Origin of the sequence: Propioniferax innocua (assembly GCF_006716235.1) — a bacterium.
Taxonomy (GTDB): domain Bacteria; phylum Actinomycetota; class Actinomycetes; order Propionibacteriales; family Propionibacteriaceae; genus Propioniferax; species Propioniferax innocua.
Genome location: NZ_VFOR01000002.1, coordinates 645056 through 660752 on the forward strand (window position 1 = coordinate 645056; position 15697 = coordinate 660752).

The 15697-nt window shown below is 65.2% G+C and carries 15 protein-coding genes; 4 read left to right on the forward strand and 11 right to left on the reverse strand.

The window, feature by feature from the left end:
- Nucleotides 1-6: 6 nt before the first annotated feature.
- Complete coding sequence (locus tag FB460_RS09760) at nucleotides 7-2532, reverse strand: ATP-dependent Clp protease ATP-binding subunit (RefSeq protein ID WP_142093945.1); 2526 nt, start codon at nucleotides 2530-2532, stop codon at nucleotides 7-9.
- Between the two features lie 182 nt (nucleotides 2533-2714).
- Entirely contained in the window at nucleotides 2715-3338 is a 624-nt protein-coding gene (locus FB460_RS09765) for a CPBP family glutamic-type intramembrane protease (protein ID WP_142093946.1), read from the reverse strand.
- A 36-nt stretch (nucleotides 3339-3374) separates the two neighbouring features.
- Between FB460_RS09765 and FB460_RS09770 the strand changes: the two genes are divergently transcribed.
- Entirely contained in the window at nucleotides 3375-3776 is a 402-nt protein-coding gene (locus tag FB460_RS09770) for a hypothetical protein (RefSeq protein WP_142093947.1), read from the forward strand.
- Between the two features lie 8 nt (nucleotides 3777-3784).
- Here FB460_RS09770 and lepB read toward each other — a convergent pair whose 3' ends face one another.
- Nucleotides 3785-4540, reverse strand: a complete 756-nt coding sequence (gene lepB / locus FB460_RS09775; protein ID WP_142093948.1) for a signal peptidase I — start codon at nucleotides 4538-4540, stop codon at nucleotides 3785-3787.
- 158 nt (nucleotides 4541-4698) lie between these two features.
- The gene (locus tag FB460_RS09780) at nucleotides 4699-5034 is read right to left on the reverse strand and encodes a histone-like nucleoid-structuring protein Lsr2 (protein ID WP_142093949.1); all 336 of its coding nucleotides are present in this window, start codon (nucleotides 5032-5034) and stop codon (nucleotides 4699-4701) included.
- A 197-nt stretch (nucleotides 5035-5231) separates the two neighbouring features.
- On the opposite strand from FB460_RS09780, the gene FB460_RS09785 reads away from it, so the two are divergent.
- Together FB460_RS09785 and FB460_RS09790 are read left to right on the forward strand one after the other, a co-directional pair.
- On the forward strand, nucleotides 5232-6089 hold the full coding sequence (locus FB460_RS09785) for an SAM-dependent methyltransferase (RefSeq protein WP_142093950.1): 858 nt from the start codon (nucleotides 5232-5234) through the stop codon (nucleotides 6087-6089).
- Nucleotides 6065-7159, forward strand: coding sequence for an NADH-quinone oxidoreductase subunit D-related protein (locus FB460_RS09790; protein ID WP_142093951.1), 1095 nt, complete (start codon nucleotides 6065-6067; stop codon nucleotides 7157-7159). Before FB460_RS09785 ends, FB460_RS09790 begins: the two co-directional genes overlap by 25 nt.
- Before the next feature lie 190 nt (nucleotides 7160-7349).
- Here FB460_RS09790 and FB460_RS09795 read toward each other — a convergent pair whose 3' ends face one another.
- The 6 genes from FB460_RS09795 to folE all read right to left on the reverse strand — a co-directional run bounded on the left by FB460_RS09795 (nucleotide 7350) and on the right by folE (nucleotide 11123).
- The gene (locus FB460_RS09795) at nucleotides 7350-8051 is read right to left on the reverse strand and encodes a hypothetical protein (RefSeq protein WP_142093952.1); all 702 of its coding nucleotides are present in this window, start codon (nucleotides 8049-8051) and stop codon (nucleotides 7350-7352) included.
- Nucleotides 8052-8129: 78 nt separating this feature from the next.
- Complete coding sequence (locus FB460_RS09800) at nucleotides 8130-8678, reverse strand: DUF3180 domain-containing protein (protein WP_170210040.1); 549 nt, start codon at nucleotides 8676-8678, stop codon at nucleotides 8130-8132.
- Nucleotide 8679: 1 nt separating this feature from the next.
- Complete coding sequence (gene folK, locus FB460_RS09805) at nucleotides 8680-9228, reverse strand: 2-amino-4-hydroxy-6-hydroxymethyldihydropteridine diphosphokinase (RefSeq protein WP_142093954.1); 549 nt, start codon at nucleotides 9226-9228, stop codon at nucleotides 8680-8682.
- A gap of 34 nt (nucleotides 9229-9262) precedes the next feature.
- Nucleotides 9263-9676, reverse strand: a complete 414-nt coding sequence (gene folB / locus FB460_RS09810; RefSeq protein WP_142093955.1) for a dihydroneopterin aldolase — start codon at nucleotides 9674-9676, stop codon at nucleotides 9263-9265.
- Nucleotides 9673-10521 carry a dihydropteroate synthase gene (gene folP, locus FB460_RS09815; protein WP_246044357.1) on the reverse strand — a complete coding sequence of 283 codons (849 nt, stop codon included), beginning with the start codon at nucleotides 10519-10521 and terminating at the stop codon, nucleotides 9673-9675. Before folP ends, folB begins: the two co-directional genes overlap by 4 nt.
- Before the next feature lie 20 nt (nucleotides 10522-10541).
- On the reverse strand, nucleotides 10542-11123 hold the full coding sequence (folE, locus tag FB460_RS09820) for a GTP cyclohydrolase I FolE (RefSeq protein ID WP_142093956.1): 582 nt from the start codon (nucleotides 11121-11123) through the stop codon (nucleotides 10542-10544).
- A 59-nt stretch (nucleotides 11124-11182) separates the two neighbouring features.
- Here folE and cobF point away from each other — a divergent pair, with 59 nt between their 5' ends.
- Nucleotides 11183-12025 (forward strand): precorrin-6A synthase (deacetylating), encoded by an 843-nt coding sequence (cobF, locus tag FB460_RS09825; RefSeq protein ID WP_142093957.1) that lies wholly within the window; start codon nucleotides 11183-11185, stop codon nucleotides 12023-12025.
- A 10-nt stretch (nucleotides 12026-12035) separates the two neighbouring features.
- On the opposite strand, the gene cobN is transcribed toward cobF, so the two are convergent.
- Nucleotides 12036-15674 (reverse strand): cobaltochelatase subunit CobN, encoded by a 3639-nt coding sequence (gene cobN / locus FB460_RS09830; protein WP_142093958.1) that lies wholly within the window; start codon nucleotides 15672-15674, stop codon nucleotides 12036-12038.
- Nucleotides 15675-15697 lie beyond the last annotated feature (23 nt).

Below are 15697 nucleotides of genomic sequence, written 5' to 3' on the forward strand. Positions count from 1 at the left end.
ATCGGGTCAGGCATCGTCCCCGCCGGTCAGCTCGGCCGGGATCTCATCGGGCGCTGCGGCCGGTCGTGTACTGGTGAAGGTGAACGGCTCCTCGGTGGCGTTCTCACCCTCGTTCACATCGACCAGGATGATCTCGCCGGCACCGAATTCACCGAACAGGATCTTCTCCGCCAAGACATCTTCGACATCACGCTGCAATGCACGACGCAGCGGCCGCGCTCCCAGCACCGGATCGAAGCCACGCTTCGCGATGAGCTTGCGCGCCTCCTGGGTGAGCTCGATGCCCATGTCCTTGTCCCGGAGCCGCTCCTCGACCTGCGCGACCATGAGATCGACGATGTTCTCGATGTTCTCCTGCGTCAGCTGACGGAAGACCACGATCTCGTCGACACGGTTCAAGAACTCGGGACGGAAATGGCCCTTGAGCTCCTCGGAGACCTTCGACTTCATCCGCTCATAGGTCGACTCGGTATCGGTGCTCTGGGAGAACCCGAGGTTGACCGACTTGCTGATGTCACGTGTACCGAGGTTCGTGGTCATCACGATGACGGTGTTCTTGAAGTCCACCACGCGACCCTGTGCATCACTGAGGCGACCCTCGTCGAGGATCTGCAACAACGAGTTGAAGATATCGGGATGGGCCTTCTCGATCTCATCGAACAGCACCACGGAGAATGGCTTGCGGCGCACCTTCTCGGTGAGCTGACCGCCCTCCTCGTAGCCGACGTACCCGGGGGGCGAGCCGAACATCCGCGATGCGGTGTGCTTCTCGGAATACTCCGACATGTCGAGCGTGATGAGCGCTTCCTCGTCACCGAACAGGAACTCGGTGAGGGCCTTGGTGAGCTCGGTCTTGCCGACGCCGGAGGGGCCGGCGAAGATGAACGACCCCGAAGGACGCTTCGGATCCTTCAGACCAGCACGAGTGCGTCGGATCGAACGTGAGAGCGCGGCGACCGCGTCCACCTGACCGACATAACGCTTGTGCAGCTCATCCTCCATGTGAAGCAGCCGCTGGGACTCCTCCTCGGTGAGCTTGAACACCGGGATACCGGTGGCCGAGCTCAACACCTCGGCAATGGTCTCCTCATCCACCTCGGCGGCGGTGTCGGAGTCACCGGCCTTCCACGCCTGCTCCTTCTCCGCACGCTCCGCGAGCAGCTTCTTCTCATCATCACGCAGGCCTGCGGCCTTCTCGAAGTCCTGCGCGTCGATCGCGGCTTCCTTCTCCAGACGCACGGTGGCGATCTTCTCGTCGAACTCCCGCAGGTCCGGCGGCGCGGTCATGCGCTTGATGCGGAGCCGAGCGCCGGCCTCGTCGATCAGGTCGATCGCCTTGTCGGGCAGGAAGCGGTCCTGGATGTACCGGTCAGCCATCTGAGCGGCCGCGCTGAGGGCCGCGTCGGTGATGGTGATGCGGTGGTGCGCCTCGTAACGGTCACGCAGACCCTTCAGGATGTCAACGGTCTGCGGGATCGTCGGCTCGTCCACCTGAATGGGCTGGAACCTTCGCTCAAGAGCAGCGTCCTTCTCGATGTGCTTGCGATACTCATCGAGCGTGGTGGCGCCGATGGTCTGCAGCTCACCACGAGCGAGCATCGGCTTGAGGATGCTCGCGGCGTCGATCGCCCCCTCGGCCGCGCCAGCACCCACGAGCGTATGGATCTCATCGATGAACAGCACCACGTCGCCACGGGTGCGGATCTCCTTGAGAACCTTCTTCAGACGCTCCTCGAAGTCACCGCGGTAGCGAGAACCGGCGACGAGGGCACCGAGGTCGAGTGTGTAGATCTGCTTGTCACGCAGTGTCTCGGGCACGTCGCCGCGCACGATGGCCTGCGAGAGGCCCTCCACGACGGCGGTCTTGCCGACGCCGGGTTCGCCGATCAGCACCGGGTTGTTCTTGGTCCGGCGGCTCAGCACCGTCATGACCCGCTCGATCTCGCGTTCACGCCCGATCACGGGATCGAGGTTGTTCTCACGTGCCGCCTGGGTGAGGTTGCGACCGAACTGGTCCAGCACCGTCGATGACCCCGGCCCCTGACCCTGATCGGAGGGGCCGCCACCGACGGCGGCGCCCTCACCCTTGCCCCCCTGGAATCCGGAGAGCAACTGGAGCACTGTGTTGCGGACGCGGCCGAGGTCGGCACCGAGCTTGACCAGCACCTGTGCGGCGACACCCTCACCCTCGCGGATCAGCCCGAGCAGGATGTGCTCGGTACCGATGTACTGGTGGTTGAGCTGCAGGGCTTCACGCAGCGAGAGCTCGAGCACCTTCTTGGCGCGCGGGGTGAAGGGAATGTGGCCGGTGGGCGACTGCTGCCCGTGACCGATGATCTCCTCCACCTGCTCACGTACGGCGTCGAGCGAAATGTCCATGGATTCCAAGGCTCTGGCTGCCACGCCCTCACCCTCGGCGATGAGGCCGAGCAGGATGTGCTCGGTGCCGATGTAATTGTGGTTGAGATTACGCGCCTCGTCTTGGGCGAGCACGACCACGCGTCGCGCTCGATCGGTGAACCGTTCGAACATGTTTCACACTCCCCTACCGGCGTTGTGCCGGATTCTTTGCCTCGGTTCGCCCAACTCTAGTCATGCTTCGGTTGAGCGTCATGCACTCAACAATGCGTCGGCCGGCACTTTCATTCCCGCATGTTCACCGTGAGCGTAAGAATTCACCGTGGGCGAACCCGGCCGACCCACGCCGGGTGCTGTCAGCCGACCAACATCGGCGCAAGAACGCAGAGCATGGCCACTGCCGTCCCATGGGTCAGCAGCGGCGGCAGGATGCTCCCGGTCACCCACCGCTGACGCGCGCAGGCCAACCCCAGGACGACTGCCCCAAGCGCCATCACCTCATTGCCGATGACCACCCACATGATCGCCGAGAGCGCCATGGTCCCCAGAATCCGTGCTGGTTTGGGCAGCAATGTGAACAGCCCATGACGCAACGCGAGCTCCTCACCGGTGGCCAGTGCGATCACCGCCGCGCAGGACCAGACGATGTCCAGCCGACCCCACGGCGCCATGATCGCCGCAACGGACTCAGCCATACCCACCGACGAGAGGATCCACAGACCGACCGCCAGCAGAAGGCCGAGAAGAACACCCAGAACCAACGGTGCCGTGACAGCCTGGGCCGACCACCCACGGCGCGGACGCCACGGCAGCGGCCCCGCAGTCGCTGCTGCACCCACCCAGACGAGCACCGCGGCACCGAACCAGGTGAGGGCCAGCGTCGACTCCGTGGCGAATCCCACTGCCGCGAACGCGGTACCGACCGCAGTCGCCCCCACCGCCGCGAGAAGCCGGATGATGTCGTTCCTGCTCTCGATCATGCCTGCCAACCTATGCCATTCGCCTAGGCTGGGAACGTGACCACTTCAACCAATTCCTCATCCCTGCTCATCCTGCGTATCACCGCCTGCCTCCTCGCAGCGCTCTCGATCGTTCAAGCGGTCCTCGGCTTCGTACTGCTCGGTGGCGGCGCCCCCCAGCTGCACAAGATCATCGGCATGGCCAGCTTCGCGATCAGCGTCATCGCCTCGATCGCTGCCGTGCTCTGGGCGCGGCCGAGCGGAAACAAGGGACTCATGTTCCACGCGATCGGCGTCATGATCCTTGCCGTCGCGCAGGTCGGTATCGGAGAGGCCGGTCTGGCCGCCGGTGGCCTGCAGACCGTGCACGCCTCCCTCGGAGTGCTCTACCTCGTCGCCGCCGTCGCCCTCGCGACGCTCTCGATCCGCAAGCCGCTGGGGTCGAACCCAGCCTCCTGACCGATGCGTCAGCAGGTTCCCTGAACAAGAACTTCAGGGGCCTTTGGGGCTTCGCCCCTCGGGGGCGGGACCCCCGCGAAGGCCTCCGGCGTGGAAAACGTCCGGAACCGCTCGAAGGGCGCAATCACCATCACCACCGAACCAGTGACATTCTCGATGGGAACGAAACCGGTGATGCCGCGAGGTTTTCCTGGCACCAGATCATTGAGGTGACATCGTGAATCGGCTGATGCGTTGCGATGGTCACCCATGACGAAAACCCGCCCCCGGGGCACGGTGACATCGAACTCGATCTCCGAGGGATCGACGGTCTGGCCCCCTTCGGCATAGAGGTATTCCGATTCGTCCAGAGCGGCCCCATTGATCGACACACGCCCCTGAGCGTCACAACAACTCACCGTGTCCCCGGGCATTCCGATGACACGCTTGGTGAGGTAGTTGCGGCTGGTGTCGGGAAGAACACCCATGAGTTCCAGCACACGCTTGGGCCCGGTGCTCTTCTGGACCGGCTGATCGAGCCAGCTTCCCGGATCTGCGAAGACGATGATGTCGCCGCGCTGAAAGTCAGTGACCTTCTGCGCCATGACCTTGTCGTCTATCTGAAAGGTCTGCTCCATCGACCCGGATGGGATCGTGAACGGTTCGAACACGAACGCGCGAAGCCCGGCCGAGACGATCACCGCGCCAACGACGATGATGAGCAGCTCCCGCACGCGCAGCCAGAGGGCACGTCCCCATGAACCTCGGTCAGAATCGTGGTCCATGGTGTCGCTCCCTCGATGGTCGGTCGCCCTGCATGCTAATGCAGAACACCAACCCACCCCGCACAGACTTCACTTCTCACAGGCAGAACCACCGCATGTCTCACGAACAGATGTTGCCAGTGCGCCTCGCGGCAGGGCCAGTGCGCCTCGCGGCAGGGTCAGTGCGCCTCGCGGTAGGCCTCCAACACGCTCGCCGGGACACGTCCGCGATCGTTGACCTGCATACCCTGAGCACGCGCCCAAGCACGCACCTCGGCCGGATTGAGACCGGAGGCGGAGGAAGACTTCGCAGCGCGGCGCTTTCCTCGCGTTCCGGAGGCCGAGGAACGACGGGCATTCTTCAGCCAGGGCTCCATCGCCTCGGTGAATTCCTCGACATGGGCAGCAGAAAGGTCAATCTCGTACTCGACGCCCTTCCAGCCGAAATGTACTGTCTGGTCTGCGGAGGAACCGTCGATGTCATCTTCCAGAACAACATGGACTCGCTGAACCATTGCGAGCTCCTTTCTTGTGGTCGTGCTGCATCTTATGGCGAAAGCAGAGATCCGGCAAAGAAATAAGCAAATTTCAGAGAGGCCCCGCATTGTCGGAAAATCAGTGGCACAGGAGGAAGTCGTCCGAAACGTGGCTGGACGCGTGGAGGTCGAGCGACTTCTGGAAGCGGAACCAGCCAGAATCACATTTTCACGGATTGGCCACGGTCGGCACACTGTTCGCCACCGCAGTCCTGCAACTGGCCCGAGAACGAGGACTGCGCCGGATCATCGACATCGGCGCAGGCCACGGCGCCCTGCTGAACCGACTGCACACGCTCGATCCCACACTGGATCTGGTCGGCATCGATCAACGCCCTCAGCCCCCCGGATGTCCGGGCACATGGTGGATGAGCCAGTGGTCCACCGATTCGTGGTCCCCGGGGTTGGAGCCCCTCGCCACCGAGCCCGCCCTGATCGTGGCGCTGGAACTGCTGGACGACATTCCGGCACCGGTGGTGCAACGCGTGGACGGCGTGTGGCGACACCAGTGCCCAGACGGCTCGCTCGGCCCGGCCATCCATGATGCGGAGGTGTCCTGGCTCGAACACTGGTGGGACGAGGGCGTCCCACATGCCGAGGTCGGGCACGGCAGGGACTCGGCCTGGACCGCCATCGCCCGAGCCGCGTCTCCGGGGAGCACCCTGCTCATGGTCGACTACGGACACATCCAAGGAGAACGGCGTCCGACATTCACAGCACATCGCGCCGGTCACATGATCGACCCCGCAAGGCTCGAGCCCTCCGACGTGGGATCGGTGAACCTCACCGCCCATGTGGCGGTCGACGCCGTCGACGCCGCGATGCGCAACGCGGGAGCCGAGCTTCACGCCATGGACCGCGTCCGCAATGTGATCGCACAGGTGGACTCACTCGCACCGCACGCTCCATCTGCTCCTGATGCGCTGACAGACTTGGCTCGTCGCGGTGAGCGCCACTTCTACAACGGACCCGCGGGCGACTTCTGGTGGCTGTGCCACACAATGGGTCCATGCGCAAGACGCACCACCTCCTGATCGGCTCCCTGGGCGCCGCCGTTCCCGGCGCGCAACGCCTGGACCTGGGTCTCGACCATCCGTCACACGCCGGGCTGCTGGAACTGCACCTGACAACCGAGGACGGCGTCGTACGCACTGCGGAGCCACGGATCGGCGCCATGCACCGTGGGGTCGAAAAACTCTTCGAGGTGCGCGACTACCGACAAATCCTCATGCTCGCCAACCGACACGACTGGCAGGCCCCCTTCTTCGGCGAACTCGCCGCCGCTCGATTGTTCGAAGAGATGATGGGGCTTCCCGTCCCTCCGCGAGCCGCCGCTCTGCGTGTGCTCCTGGCCGAACATGCGCGCGTCACCAGCCACCTGGGGCAGCTCTCGTGGCTGGCCCATCGCTGTGGCCACTCACTGCACGAGCACCGCGAGCAGTTGCGCGAGGTGCTTGTGATGTGGACCGGAAATCGCATCCACCCGATGGTGACACGGCTGGGTGGTCTGGCAGCAGAACCGGACGCTCGGGCGATCCCGGCTCTGGTCGAGGCGCTGGAAGCAGCCGCAGAGGCCACGTCCCGGCTCGCCATCGGTGCTGAATGCGAAGGGGTGGCGCCCGTGCCCGAGGGCGCGGTCGACGCGTGGGGCCTGTCCGGCCCGCTGGCTCGTTCCGCAGGTGTGGCGAGCGATCTCCGACGTGACGACCCCGACTACGCCGACGTGCTGGACCTCCTCGAAATCCACGCCAGCACCGGGGACGCCGCAGCCCGCTTCGCGCAGATGATCGGCGAGGTGTCCGACAGTGCCCGGATCGTGGCGCGACTGGCTCCTCGCCTCCCCGACGGCCCGGTCAATTCGAAGCTTCCAAAAATCGTGAAGCTTCCCGAAGGCAGTGGACACCTCATGCTCGAGGGTGCGTTGGGGCGGATGGGGTTCCGTGTCGTCTCACGTGGCCAGAAGACGCCATGGCGGATGAAGCTGCGCACACCATCGTTCCAGCACGTCGCCGCACTGGAAGTGCTATTGCCTGGGACCCGAGCCGAGGATGTCGAGACAGCACTGGCCTCGGTGGGCTGGGTCGTCGGCGACTTGGATAAATGAGCGCACCGGGACAGATGAGCGTCCGTGCCAGATGAGCACCAGCCCGCGTCCCAGCAAACGACCTTCACCGACAACGACCTGACAAAAGCGATCAACCCGGACGGTCACCGTCCGGGCTGATGCACAACGTGAGCTGCTGAAAGAGGTGCGCCGATCACGTCCCCTCTGGCAGACGTGACGGCCAGAACGCTCAGGCCTGCTTGCGCTCCTCGAGGAACTCTTCGGTGGGGAAGGCGAGACGCTGAAGATCGACGACGGTGGGGTGATTGCCCTCGACCCAGAGTTCCTCGGCGCTGGGGAGCTGCTCCCACAGTCGCGCAGCACGCCGCGGCAGGGCCACGACCTCGTCGTCATCGAGTTCAGCACGGAGCTCGGCCAGCTCGGCCTGAGCCTCCTCGAGACGGGCCTTGACCTCCTCGATCTCCTGCCGAAGAGCAAGGTTGTTGCCACGCAGCGACGACAGCTCGGCATTGAGCCGCCCGACGGTGCCGGTCAACTCGACGATCCGAACCTGCCCCTCATGGGCCTCAGCCTTCGCGGCGCGCAGACGCTGGCTGGCGTCCACGTTGGAGCGACGCAGGGCCTCCACGACCTCACCATTGCGGATGCGTTCCTCGCTGAGAGCACGGCCGTGGTCACGGGTCTGACGGATGAGGCGACGCTCGGACTCGAGCTTCTCGAAGTGAAGCTCGCGGAACGAAGTCACCAGCGCCCACAGACCGGCAAGGATGGCGACCCCCACGCCGGCACGCACGAACCATGCCGGGCCGAATGCGAGCCCCAGCGCGATGAGCGCCCCGACGCCCAACACGATCAGCGCACGGCGCTGCAGTGGAGTCACTCGGGCTTCAGAACGACGGAAGGTATTGGTATCAGCAGTCTCGTTTCCCACGAATCAATCATAGGTACCTTCGTCACGGAAGGCCATCCCACCCAAGTCCGGGACGGCCCGTGCGACATGGGCGGGCGCTCAGGTCCCAGACGCCTCATCGGAGAAACCGGACGCCTCATCGGAGAAACCCGAATCATCATCGGTGCCGGACCCGTCGGGTACCCGACACTGCCGCTCGAGCCACAGCCCGGAGAGCATCGTCACCAACCCGGCAACAGCCGCGACAGCACCACGGATCACCCGGTCACGGGGCCCGGCCGCATGGAGATGCTCCACGAACATCAACGCGAACACCGCATACCCAGCGCCGACGATCGCCCCGGCCAAAGCCCCGGTCTTGCCGAGCACCAGGAACGTCACGGCCTGTTCGGGCTCCACCTCAGTGCGGGCGGTGCGGAAGCGTCGACGAGCCACGATCGCGGTCACCAGCAACACCAACGCGATGAACCACAGAACTCCCGGACCGACCCACGGCAACAACGGATCGGCCTTGGTGATCAGACGGACCGTGGCCACGATCAGCCACCCCAGCAGCCCACCGGCGAGCCCGGCAACGGCAAGATCCCGACGAGAGGTCAACTGCAGCGGCGTCGCCTGCCGAGAACCGGGATCCTCCGATCCCTCCACCTCACTCGACCTCGAGCGTGAGATCGGTCTTGCGGACGCCACTGGCATCCATGTCCTCCAAGAGCTCGACGATCCTGCCGTGCCCCGGGATCTCCCCCAACGGGTCGACGGCGGCCCAAGGGACGAGCACGAAGGCACGCTGATGTGCACGCGGGTGCGGCAGCGTCGGGTCAGTCTCCTGGCGTACGTTGCCAACGACGATGACGTCGACATCCAAGGTCCGCGGGCCGTTGGGCTCCTCACGATTGCGCCCGTACGCTGATTCGATCGCATGAGCGCGTTCGATCAGGGTCCGCGGTGGCTGGGTGGTCTCGGCCACCACGACGGCATTGAGGAAGTCCGGATTGTCTTCCGGACCACCGATGGCTTCGGTCTCGTACACCGGAGAGACATCGACGACGATCACATCGGGGGTGTTGGACAACTCGTCGAGGGCACTTTGGAGATTGTCGAGCCGATCCCCCAGGTTCGCACCAAGAGCGAACACGACCTTGCGCAGCGGCTTCATGCCGCTCAAGGTGTCGGCGTCGATGGCATAAGGATGCGTCATGACTCGGAACTCCTGGATCACCGAACGGCCTGGATCACCGAACGAACTGGCTGGACACCGCTGACCCTAGGCCACCGGAGGACCGGGAACGAAACACGGTGGCCGATACATCTGCCACCGGGACCGAAACGGGCGCCTCGGGTTTGTGCACCACGACCTCAACCGCTGCCACAGCAGGCTCCCGCAACACCGTCTGCGCAATACGTTCGGCCAAGGATTCGATGAGATTCAACGGCTCTGCGGCAATATCGGCCACGATCACCTTCGCCAACTCGTCGTAGTCGACGGTGTCGGTGATCGAATCACTCCGCGCCGCCTCCTCGTGGTTCATATGCAGATCCACGTCGACAACGAACTCCTGCCCGTTCTCGCGTTCATCCCTCAACACTCCGTGACGTCCCCGCGCCCGAATCCCCCGGAGGGTGATGCGGTCATGGCTCATGGTCATCGCCCCTCATCGTTTCGTGGACGCCGCATCTGCTCGGCGACCCTGATCGCATCGGCATTCAGCGTGACGTCATGCGTCCGCACCGCCCAGACGCCACGGCCAGCCACCAAGGCCGTCACCGCAGCGGTGGCGGCGTCACGTTCCTTGGCCGGTCGCGGCCCGTCATCATCGGCCAACAGCTCACCGAGAAAGCGTTTGCGCGACACCCCCAACAGCAGGGGATGCCCCAGCCCCACGAATTCTTCGAGACTCCGCAGGATCTCCCAGTTGTGTTCGGTGCGTTTGGCGAAGCCGAAACCGGGGTCGAGGATGAGGCGATCGGCCTCGATCCCCGCCGCCAACGCCGCGTCCCGCCGAACGGCAAGCTCACCGCGCACCTCCGAGACCACATCGCCGTAGGACGCGGCCGCATCCATCTCATGGGAGTGAGCGCGCCAGTGCTGCGCAATGAACGCTGCACCCGAGGCCGCGACCACCCCCAACATGTCAGGGTCGGCCATGCCACCGGAGACGTCGTTTATCACGTGGGCACCCCGCTCCAGACAGGCCTCGGCGATCTCAGCCCGCATGGTGTCCACTGAGATCAGGACTCCGGCCTCGCTGAGAGCCTCCACCACCGGCAGCACGCGTCGCGCCTCCTCCTCCACAGAGGTCCGCTCGATCCCGGGACGGGTCGATTCCCCGCCGACATCGATGATGTGGGCGCCCAAACGCGTCAGCTCCAACGCATGCTCGATCGCGCGCTGATGCTGGAACCAATCACCCCCATCGGAGAACGAGTCAGGGGTCACGTTCACCACGCCCATCACACGGGTGGGTCCGTGCAGGTCAAGGCGTTCGCACATGCGCGTCCTCCTCCCCACGATCAGCGCCCCACGATCAGCGACATCGCCTCGGCGCGCGTCGCCGCATTGAGCAGCTGCCCACGGACTGCGCTGGTGATGGTGCGCGACCCGGGCTTGTGCACCCCGCGCATCGTCATGCATTGGTGCTCGGCCTCGATGACCACGATGACGCCGCGTGCCTCCAAGTGGTCGACGAGAGCATCGGCGACCTGCCCGGTCAGACGTTCCTGGACCTGCGGGCGCCGGGCGTACACGTCTACGAGCCGCCCCAGTTTGGACAGGCCCGTGACGCGCCCATTCAACGCCGGGATGTAGCCCACATGCGCAACGCCGGTGAACGGCAGGAGATGATGCTCACAACAGCTCACCATCTCGATGTCCTTGACGAGCACCATCTCGTCGTGATCCACCGCGAAGGTGGTGGCCAGAGGCTCAGCCGCATCCTGCCGCAACCCGGCGAACAGTTCGGCATAGGCGCGTGCGACCCGATCAGGGGTCTCGATGAGTCCCTCCCGGTCGGGGTCCTCGCCGATGCCGATGAGGATCTCCCGCACCGCGGCGGCCACCCGATCATGGTCGTAGTCGCGTCGTGCGTCAGTCATGCGCCAGATGGTAGTACCGACGCCCACGCCCGCAGCGACCGCGCCGTAGGCTTGACCCCATGGTGGCCTCCTACGAAGTGATCGGCATCGGCTGTGGCGGCGAGGACCAGCTGACGCTGGCCGCCATCGAAGCCATGAACCGCGTCGACGTGTTCCTCGTCCCCGACAAGGGTGATGCCACCAGCGACCTCCGCCTGCTGCGTCGACGCCTGTGCGAGCGGCACATGCGTCATCCGCACCGGATGATCGAGATCCCCGATGCCGACCGCGGCCCGGACGCCCAACGCACCGCGCAGGAGTATCGGGCAGGAGTCGAGGCATGGCACGACCGCCGGGTCGCGGCCCACCTGGTGGCCATCGACGACCTCCTGCGCGCCGGAGCTTCGGACCTGCACATCGGGTTCCTCGTATGGGGGGACCCGGCGTTCTACGACTCCACCCTGCGCCTCGTGACACACCTGCAGCAGGTGCACCCCGCACCTGTACACGTGGAACCGGGGATCTCTGCGGTCCAGCAACTGGCCGCGTCACACGGCATCGTGCTGAACCGCATCGGAAAACCCGTCGTCATCACCACCGGGAGACGACTCCTCCAGGACTGGCCGATCGGCACCAGGAACCCCGAAGCCGACGCCGTGGTGATGCTCAACGGCAGATTCCCCGCCGAGGAACTCAAGGGACACGGCATCGAGATCCACTGGGGCGCCTACCTCGGCTCACCCCACGAAATGCTCGTGCACGGCCTCGTCGACGATGTGGCCGACGAGATCATCGACCTCCGGGAACGTGGCCGCGCCGAACACGGCTGGATGATGGACATCTACCTCCTGCGGGCCCCCGAGACCCCAGCGGGCGAGACCCAACCGGGCGAGCCCCAACCGGGCGAGCCCCCGAGATCCTGACCCTGGCCAGTCACTCCTCGAGGTCGCCTTCGACGTCGAGATACACCTGCTGCATCTGCTGCAACACCTCGGCGTCGGGCTCGGCCCACATCTCACGATCCACGGCCTCGTGAAGCTTCTCGATCATGCCGCGCAACGCCCACGGGTTGGCGTCCTTCAAGAACTGCTGGGTATCAGCGTCGAGCACGTAGCTTTCGGCCAGTTTGGCGTACATCCAGTCGGGCACCACATGCGCGGTGGCGTCGAAGCCGAACAGGTAGTCCACGGTGGCCGCGAGCTCGAAAGCGCCCTTGTAACCGTGACGCTTCATCGCCGCGATCCAGCGGGGATTCACCACGCGGGCGCGGAAGACGCGGGCGGTCTCCTCGCTGAGGGTGCGGGTGCGGACCGACTCGGGAACTGTCGAATCACCGACGAAGGCCTTCGGCTCGGCCCCCGAGAGATGCCGAACCGTGGCGACCATGCCGCCGTGGTACTGGAAGTAGTCATCGGAATCGGCGATGTCGTGCTCACGGGTGTCGATGTTCTTCGCCGCCACCTGGATACGCCTGTAATTGGCCTCCATGGTCTCCCGTGCCGGCACACCGTCCAGCCCACGCCCATAGGCAAAACCGCCCCATGTGGCGTAGACCTCGGCCAGATCGGCGTCGGAACGCCAGTTGCCCGCCTCCATCAGCGGCAGGATTCCCGCCCCATACGATCCCGGTTTCGATCCGAAGATACGTGTGGTCGCCCGGCGTTCATCACCATGCTCAGCCACGTCGGCCCGGGTGTGTGCCCGCACATAATTCTGGTCATCCGGCTCATCGAGCTCAGCGACCATGCGCACGGCGTCATCCAGAAGCGTCAGCACATGGGGAAAGGCATCGCGGAAGAACCCCGAGATACGCACCGTCACATCAATGCGTGGACGCCCCAACTCCTCCAAGGGGATCGGCTCCAGGCCGACCACGCGACGCGACGCATCATCCCACTGCGGCACGACGCCCATGAGGGCGAGGACCTCGGCGATGTCATCACCGGAGTTCCGCATGGCCGAAGTACCCCACACCGACAGGCCCACCGACCGCGGATATTCACCGGTCTCATCGAGGTGCCGCTGGATGAGCGAATCAGCCAAACCCTGGCCAGTCCCCCACGCCAACCGAGACGGGATCGCCTTCGGATCGACCGAATAGAAGTTCCGTCCCGTGGGCAACACATTGATCAGCCCACGCAGCGGCGAGCCCGACGGACCGGCCGGAATGTATCCGCCATCGAGCGCGTGGAGCACCATGTCGATCTCGCGCTCGGTCTCAGCCAGCCGCGGACGCACCTCCGTCGCGCCGAACTCGAGAGAGTCGCGCACCGCCTCGGCGTCCGCCCCTTCGGGAAGGTCGGTGAGATCGACACCGGCGGCGTCCCAGCCGACATCGGCAAGGCGTCGCACAAGATCGTGGGCGATCTCCTCGACACGATCCACCTCGGCTGTCGAAGCCTGATCCTCAAGGCCCAGCGCCGTACGCAGACCCGGGAGAGCGTCGCCACCGCCGAACATCTGGCGGGCCCGCAGGATCGCCAGCACCATGCTGACCAGCTCCTCGCCGGTCGGAGCCTGCCCCAACACATGCAGACCATCGCGGATCAGCACATCCTTGATCTCGCAGAGCCAGCCATCGACGTGCATGACGAAGTCGTCGAACTCATCCTCTTCGGGAGCCTCGTCAAGGCCGAGATCACGGTGCATCTCTGCAGCCTTGATGAGCGTCCAGATCTCACCACGCAGGGCCGGAGCCTTGGCCGGGTCCATCACCGAGACATTGCCGTATTCATCGAGGAGCTGCTCGAGGCGGGCGACATCGCCATAGGTCTCAGCCCGGGCCATCGGTGGCACGAGGTGATCGACGATCGTGGCATGCGCACGACGTTTGGCCTCCGAACCCTCGCCGGGATCGTTGACGAGGAACGGGTAGATGAACGGCATGGAACCGAGAGTCGCGTCAGGCCCGCAGCCAGGAGACAGCGCAAGGCTCTTGCCGGGTAGCCACTCGAGGTTGCCATGCTTGCCGACATGCACCACGGCATCGGCGCCGAACTCCTCCTCGATCCAGCGATAGGTCGCCACATAGTGATGCGTGGGCGGAATATCGGGATCATGGTAGATCGCGATCGGATTCTCGCCGAAACCACGCGGCGGCTGGATGAGGATCACCACATTGCCGGCTTGCAGGGTGGCCGCGACGATCTCGCGTTCACCGCTCTCCGACTGGCCCTCCGCAGTGACGAAGACCTCCCCGGGTGCTTCGCCCCAGGCCTCGGACATGGCCTCTCGGAGTTCCTCGGGAAGATCGGCGAACCACTCTGCATAGCGTGATGCGGGGATCCGGACCGGCTGGCCGGTGAGCTGTTCCTCGGTGAGCCACTCGGGATCCTGGCCGCCCGCTGCGATGAGGCCATGCATGAGGGCATTGCCGCGTGTGGTGTCCTCGGCCTCCCCCTCGACCGGCTCGATCGGACCGGTCCCCGGGATCTCACCGGGCTCACCGATGTCGTAACCGGCCACACGCATGGCACGCAGCAGACGGATCGTGGAGACCGGTGTGTCGAGCCCCACGGCGTTACCGATGCGGGCGTGCTTGGTCGGATAAGCACCCAAGACCACCGCGATACGGCGCTCCCGGGGTGGAATCGACCGCAGCCGGGCGTGCTTGACGGCCATACGCCCCATGCGTCGGCATCGCTCATGGTCGGGCACGTAGGCGGGGAGGCCGTCATCGTCGACCTCCTTGAACGAGATCGGAACGCCGATGATGCGCCCGTCGAATTCGGGCACCGCCACCTGGGTGGCCACATCGAGCGGACGTGCCCCATCATCACTGGCCGCCCATTCAGCACGACTCCAGGTGAGACACAGGGCCTGCAGGATCGGAACATCGAGGGCAGCGAGCGCCGCCACATCCCATGCTTCGTCATCGCCGCCGGCCGAGGCCTGCGCCGGGTTCGTGCCACCGGCCGCCAACACCGTCGTGACCAGGGCGTCATAGTCCTTGAGATGCTCGAGGAGCTCATCGGACGGTGTACGCAAAGACGTGACGAACACCGGGACGCCGACACCCCCAGCGTCGTCAACGGCATCCGCCAGGGCATGCACATAATCGGTGTTCCCTGCCGCCCACTGCGCACGGTAGAACAGGATTCCGACACGAGGGCGGGCCCCGTCCGACGGATCGGCGGGCTGCTCGGGGCGCTCCAGCGTCCCCCACTCGGGCTGCTCGGTCACCGGCTCGAACTCGACACCATCCATGAGCACCGTCGAAGCGAGAAAGGCATGCACCTGCCGCAGATTCTCCGCTCCGCCCTGAGCCAGGTAGAGATGCGCCTGCGCCGCCACGTTCACCGGAACCGATGACAGCTCCATCAACGATGCCTCGGGAACCTGCTCGCCGCCGAGCACCACAAGGGGTTTGCCGCAGTCGCGGATCGTGGGCCACATCTCGGGCAGGTTCGCCGCCGAACCGAGCCAGCGGAACACCACCAGGTCGGCTTTGGCACAGACCGCCGCCCAATCGATCTCGGGGGTGCGGAAGGGGTTCTCCCAAGTCCAATCTGCGCCACTGGCGCGAGCAGCGAGAAGGTCGGTGTCGGAGGTCGAAAGCAGGGCGATACGCATGCCGGAATCGTAACCACGCTCAC